Here is a 6,179-nt window from a genome sequence, read left to right on the forward strand (position 1 = left end):
CGTCTTTCCAGACCGACTGGTGCACGTGCATGCCGGAACCGTTGTCGCCAACGATGGGCTTGGGCATGAAGGTGGCGGTTTTGCCGTAGGCATTGGCCACGTTCTGCACCACGTACTTGAGCATCTGCGTCCAGTCGGCGCGCTGCACCAGCGTGCTGAACTTGGTGCCGATTTCGTTCTGGCCAGCGCCCGCCACTTCGTGGTGGAACACTTCAACCGGAATGCCCAGCGATTCGAGGATCAGGGCCATCTCGGCGCGCATGTCCTGCGTGCTGTCGACCGGGGGCACGGGGAAGTAGCCGCCCTTGACGGTGGGACGGTGGCCGCGGTTGCCGCCTTCGAGCTTGGCACCCTTGTTCCAAGGGGCTTCGTACTCTTCGATTTCGTAGAAGGTATGGCCCGGGGCGGTGCTCCAGCGCACGCCGTCGAACAGGAAGAACTCGGGTTCCGGCCCGAAGAAAGCCGTGTCGCCCAGGCCGGTCGACTTGAGGTAAGCCTCGGCGCGCTTGGCAATGGAACGGGGATCGCGATCGTAGGCCTTGCCGTCGGCAGGCTCCAGCACGTCGCAAGTCAGGATCAGCGTGGTCTCTTCGTAGAACGGGTCAATGTTGGCCGTGTTCGGATCGGGGATCAGCTGCATGTCGGAGGCTTCGATGCCCTTCCAGCCAGCGATGGAGGAACCGTCAAAGGCGTGACCCGAAACGAATTTGTCTTCATCGAAATGCGACACGGGCACGGTGGTGTGCTGCTGCGCACCGCGGGTATCGGTGAAACGGAAGTCAACGAACTTGACGTCGTTGTCCTTCACCATTTGCATAACGTCTGCGACGGTCTTTGCCATCAAAAGCTCCTGTAGCGGGTGGGTGGAAGTGAAAAAACCAACATGGGAGATAAGCAGTTTTTGTGCCACAAGCAGACCGCCTGATCCGTCCGACACAGCTGACTTGCGCACTCGCACGGATTATGGCGCAGCACCTTGGCGACTCAAGGCCACAGCCGAACGGAAAAGGTGCCGATGCGTTGGTGTATGCCCAAGAACCGGATGGAGTGCATCAACAAGGTGCACAACGATTTGCACCATATAGGTGCAATCTCTTATCGCACCATTTCGGGGCCAAGTTCGGCACCAAAACCCTTGAGTCCCGAGATCAGCACTTGAAACGCGGTGGCCACCTGTGCCGGCTCCCCCTTGACGCCCAGCTCGATGTGGCGCCCGTGCTCAGGGTGGTCCACGCTGGGCAGGCTGAACACCTTCACCGGGTGCTCGCGCTCGATGCGCTCCATCAGCGGCGTGAGCGCGGCCTCCATCGCACCCATGACCACGACCGAACGCTCCTGCCAGAGGCCCTGGCGGTGCCAATGGGCGTAGGGGCCGTCCAGCAACGACTCGATCATGGGCCAGGCCATCACGGGAAAGCCAGGCACAAAGTGCACCGTGCTGCCACCCGCCCCGACGCAACTGAAGCCCGGAATCTTGTTGTAAGGGTTTGGAATGATGCTGGCGCCCAATGGAAACACGCCCATGTTCAGGCGGTGCACGTTGTCCGAGCGGTCAGGGTCGTGGACTTCACCGCGCTCGGTGGCGACATCGCGCATGCGCTGCTCGATCAGCTCACGCGCCTGCGGATGGAGGGCGAGATCCACCCCGAGCGCCGCTGCGGCGCACTGGCGGGTGTGATCGTCGGGTGTGGCGCCGATGCCGCCGCAGCAAAACACCACATCGGCGCCGGCAAACGCGTCGTGAAGGGCGGCCGTGATGCGGGAGCGGTCGTCGCCGATGCAGCGCGCCCAAGCCAGCGAAAGCCCCCTGGCCTGCAGCAGCTCAATCACCTTCGGCAGGTGTTTGTCAGCGCGTTTGCCCGAGAGGATTTCGTCCCCGATGATGATCAGTCCGAAATGAGGAGTTGTGGTGTCCATGACGCAACGAGATCAGTGACCAGGCGGCAACCCGGCGGGAGACGAGGTTCCGTCCACCGCTTCCACCAGCAGCGGGTGTGGTGGTGCACCAGCGCTGGAAACCGGGTCCAGTACCTCGACCGGCTGTGAAGCACGCAGGCGCTGCAAGGCCGCCAGGGTGAAGTGGGCGAACCACAGCGATGCGAAGGCGAACACAAGGGTGTAGATCCAGATCGCCACCGGGACGAGCAAGGGTGCCAGTGCCACCAACATGGCGCCCGAGGCCCAAAGCAGGCTGGGCGCAGCGCCGAGGTAGCCGCTGAGCACCCCCATCAACAGCAACGTGCCCCGATGCTCGCGAAGAATGGTCTTGCGCTCGGCGCTGTTGGCGTGCTGAGCCAGAGCGTCAAAAGCGAACACACGGTACGTGAGCCAGCCCCAGATCAAGGGAGGCAAGATCAGCACCAGGGGCGGAATCAGCCACAAAGGCATGGACATCACCAGCGCCAGCAAGGCAACGATCGTCGAACCCAGCGACCAGAAAATGCTGGCCAGCAGCGACCCTCCGCGTTTGCGCTCCAGCTGTGCAAAACGACGTTGGCCGACCAGCTCGATCATCGCTGGCGACATGAACAGCGCAACGAGCAGAAGACACAGCAGCACGATGACCGGCGTGGCCAGCACCAGCACCACCAGCGGCGCGAACACGGTGCGCAAGGACCCCATGCCCATGCGCTCCAGCCAACCGAGGAAACCCTGGACCAACTCGTAGGCCTCCAGCGTGGACGCCACCGAAGCCACCGCAGTGTCCCAGAAGAAATAGCCCAGACCGAAAGACAGTGCCACCATCAGCACCAGTGGCAGAAACGACAGGCCGATCACGCGTGGATGCATGCAATAGGCCACCGCGCGCCAGAAGGAATCGAACATCAGACTCATGTGAACAGAATACAGGTTTTCAATCCCCACCGATGCCACCTGTCCGTCAGAACCCCGCCATGAATCGCACAGACATACACGGCATCGAACTTGAAGTCGCCCACATTCCCGGACCGCCCGAACGGCCACCGCTGGTGTTCCTGCACGAGGGACTGGGCAGTGTGTCGATGTGGTCCCAGCGCGACCGCGACTGGCCTCGCGAATTGTGTGCCGGCACCGGACGCGCGGGCTGGTTGTACTCGCGCCGTGGATATGGGCATTCGGACCCCGTCGCCGACGTGCGCGGCGAACCGCGGGGTGGCGCTTTCTGGCACGTCGGGCGCCATGCACCCGACTACATGCATCGGGAGGCCTGGCAGGTGTTGCCCGAGTTGCTCCAACGGCTGGGCATTGATCGACCGGTGCTCATCGGTCACTCCGACGGCGCGAGCATCGCCCTGCTGCATGCGAGCCGCTACCCCGTCGCGGCCTGCGTGGTCATGGCGCCGCACGTCTTTGTCGAAGACATCGCGATCCAGGCGATTGACGAGGCCCGCCGGCTGTACGAAACCAGTATTGCGGAGCGAGGACTGCGACAGCGCCTGGCTCGTCACCACGCCGACGTGGACAACGCCTTCTACCAGTGGAACGACATCTGGCTCAGCCCGGCGTTTCGACGATTCGACATCCGTGCAGACTGCAGCGCCATCCGCGCCCCCTTGCTGGCAATTCAGGGACTGAACGACGAATACGGCAGTCTGCAACAACTGCGCGAAATCGAAGCGCGTGTTCCCGGCGTCCAGACGCTCGAACTGGCCGACTGCGGGCACAGCCCGCACCGAGACCAGCCCGAACAGCTCACCTCCGCCATCGTCGGATTTCTGAGCAACGTGTACTGAATCCCCCATTTGCGGGATGTTCGAAGCGCTGCTGCTTGGGCACAATCTGTTGTTGTCACTGCCAAGCGACACAACGCTCACGGAATCACGGCTGCGCCGACCCCAAGGCCCCCTGCACCGGGCCTGCGCACCGTGCCCGAAACCCACCTGTCTGATCCATCGAAGGGCCGGCAACAGAGACCGGCACCTCAAGCGCTGCCTGCAAGTGCCCCACAAACCCCAAGAAATTCACGTTAGTGACGTTCCAGAAAACGACAAGAGCACACCTTTTCCAGAGCAATTCAATACATTAGGTTACATTCCACCCGAGTTTTTCGATGAATCTTTGGAACGAACCATGGCTGTTTGCCGTGCTGGTGCCCGCTCTGCTGGCCCTCGGCGCGATGCTGCACCGCGCCTGGGAAGACCGGAAAGCACGCGCGCGCCGGCGCATCCCCAAACAGTGGCCGCTGGACACGCGGGCAGTGACCAACAGTGAAGAACTGCTGGTCTGGCACTGGCTGTCCCGGGCGTTCTACGACCATCACGTGATGATCAAGCTGCCTGTGACCCGCTTCACCCTCCCCAGGGAAAAGGAGGAGGGCATGGACTGGTACCGGCTGCTGGGCGGGGTGTACTGCACCTTTTCGGTCTGCAAGGCCGACGGGCGGGTGGTAGGTTGTCTGGACGTGCCAGGACGCACGGGCATCCCGCGCAGCACCCGACAGCTCAAACACTCCCTGCTCACCCAATGCGGCCTGCCCTACTGGGTCGTGCGATCCAACAGCCTGCCCACCGTCTCCGAGATACGGGGTGAGTTTCTCGGAGAAGTGCCGACGCCTGAAACCCTGCGCGACCGGGAACAGGAAGAGCGCGCCATGATCGCGGCCCAGACCAACTTGCGCTCGGCTTTGACCCGCCAACGCAGCAACCGCCACAGCGACTTCAGCCCTTTGTCGACATGGCCGGGCAGCACCACCGGCGACTCCAAGGTCAGCGACTTAGGTTCCCAGTGGCAGGACAACTCGTTCCTCATGCCGCTCGACAGCCGCAAGGGCGACCTGCTCTGAAGTTGTCCCCTGCGCTCAGGCGGATTTAATCGCTTTCTGGGTCAATGACCCGACCTCCGCCGCCGTCAACCAGCGCCACTGCCCTGGCAACAGGCTCTCAGACAATGCAATGGTCCCGACAGACGAGCGGTGCAAACCCTCCACACGGTTGCCCACGGCGGCCACCATGCGCTTGACTTGGTGGTATTTGCCTTCGGTGAGCGTCAACTCCAGGTGATGGGTGTCCACAGCCCGGCAGTTGGCCGCCCTGACAGGCGCCGGATCGTCGTCGAGCACCACACCGTGACGCAGGCGTTCCAGCTGAAGGTCGTCCAACGCATGTTTGACCTGCACCTGATACACCTTGGGAACATGGTGGCGGGGCGAGGTCATGCGGTGAATGAACTTCCCATCGTCCGACAGCAGCAACAGCCCCGTGGTGTCCTGATCCAGACGCCCCACGGCCTGCACACCCCCCGCCGCGCCACCGCCCCGGTTGCGCAACGGGCCAGGCAACAGCGTGTAGATGCTGGGGTAGGTGCTGGGCTTCTGTGAGCACTCAGTACCCGCTGGTTTGTGCAGCATCAGGTAAGCGAGGACGTGGTATTCCCAACGCTCGCCCTGTACCCAGAACACAAGCCCCTCCTCGTCCACCCCTTCGGTCGGGTCGGTACAGGGAAGCCGGGACTCACCCAATTGCACCAGACCTTGCTGAACGAGGCCATAGCAGACGCGTCGTGTGCCAAAGCCCTGAGAAAAAAGAATGTCCTGCAACTGCATCATTTGAAATCAATTTTTTGCCAGCACTGCGCTGTGTGGCCGCTAGAAAAAAGCCCCGGAGCAGTGACGCTTCGAGGCCTTTTCTGTTGAAGTGGTGGGCTGGGGTCAATCGAAGGTTCGCCCGACACCCGCATGAATACATCTCATGAGAAGGGCTGCATTGCACTCCCCCACTTGTACCCCTAGGATCCTAGGATAGGTAACGATTACGCAGATTTATATTGCCTATTTTAACTGAGCCGTGAGATCTCCCCCGAAGTCCGGACTTTTCAAAACTTGAGGTGCGGTTCCTTTACGCCCAGAACACTCTTGAGCGCGTGCATGTCGAGGTGGGCCTCGGTCAGCAGCCGTTCGAGCTTGGAGTTCTCAGATTCCAATTCGCGCAGGCGCTGGGCCTCAGAGACCTGCATGCCGCCAAGCCTGGTACGCCACTTGTAGAACGTCCGTCGCTGAAACCGCCATTGCGGCACAGCTCCCTGAACGGCATGCCGGCCTCAGCCTGCTTCAGAAAGCCGATGATCTGTTCCTCGGTGAATCTGCTGTTCTTCATGCTGTCATTCTCCGGGTGGTTTATTGAAGCCAACCACAACAGGCAAACAATGCTCCCCAGAAAGCCCAAACCCCCAGGTACACGAGGTACGAGGGGGTTTGGGGGGCT

At 61.8% G+C, this 6,179-nt stretch carries 6 protein-coding genes and 1 pseudogene; 2 read left to right on the plus strand and 5 right to left on the minus strand.

All coding sequences use genetic code 11. The annotated features are described in order from the left end of the window. From IV088_RS09760 to IV088_RS09770, 3 genes are all read right to left on the minus strand, one after another. On the minus strand, window positions 1-841 hold an 841-nt coding region (locus IV088_RS09760), incomplete at its 3' end, for a glutamine synthetase beta-grasp domain-containing protein (RefSeq protein WP_291101188.1). A gap of 254 nt (window positions 842-1,095) precedes the next feature. After that, a complete protein-coding gene (locus IV088_RS09765; protein ID WP_291101191.1) occupies window positions 1,096-1,917 on the minus strand; it encodes a molybdopterin-binding protein in 822 nt (273 codons plus the stop codon). 12 nt (window positions 1,918-1,929) lie between these two features. Further along, window positions 1,930-2,835: an EI24 domain-containing protein gene (locus IV088_RS09770; protein WP_291101194.1), complete on the minus strand. Its 906-nt coding sequence runs from the start codon at window positions 2,833-2,835 to the stop codon at window positions 1,930-1,932. A 59-nt stretch (window positions 2,836-2,894) separates the two neighbouring features. Between IV088_RS09770 and IV088_RS09775 the strand changes: the two genes are divergently transcribed. Further along, window positions 2,895-3,713, plus strand: coding sequence for an alpha/beta hydrolase (locus IV088_RS09775; RefSeq protein ID WP_291101197.1), 819 nt, complete (start codon window positions 2,895-2,897; stop codon window positions 3,711-3,713). 317 nt (window positions 3,714-4,030) lie between these two features. Further along, window positions 4,031-4,762 carry a hypothetical protein gene (locus IV088_RS09780; protein ID WP_291101200.1) on the plus strand — a complete coding sequence of 244 codons (732 nt, stop codon included), beginning with the start codon at window positions 4,031-4,033 and terminating at the stop codon, window positions 4,760-4,762. Window positions 4,763-4,777: 15 nt separating this feature from the next. Here IV088_RS09780 and IV088_RS09785 read toward each other — a convergent pair whose 3' ends face one another. Next, window positions 4,778-5,521: a 16S rRNA pseudouridine(516) synthase gene (locus IV088_RS09785; protein ID WP_291101203.1), complete on the minus strand. Its 744-nt coding sequence runs from the start codon at window positions 5,519-5,521 to the stop codon at window positions 4,778-4,780. Window positions 5,522-5,820: 299 nt separating this feature from the next. Then, a pseudogene (locus IV088_RS09790) lies at window positions 5,821-6,071 on the minus strand (transposase); the annotation flags it as partial. Window positions 6,072-6,179: the final 108 nt, after the last annotated feature.

The organism is Hydrogenophaga sp., assembly GCF_018780075.1.
In the GTDB taxonomy this organism is placed as follows: domain Bacteria; phylum Pseudomonadota; class Gammaproteobacteria; order Burkholderiales; family Burkholderiaceae_C; genus Hydrogenophaga.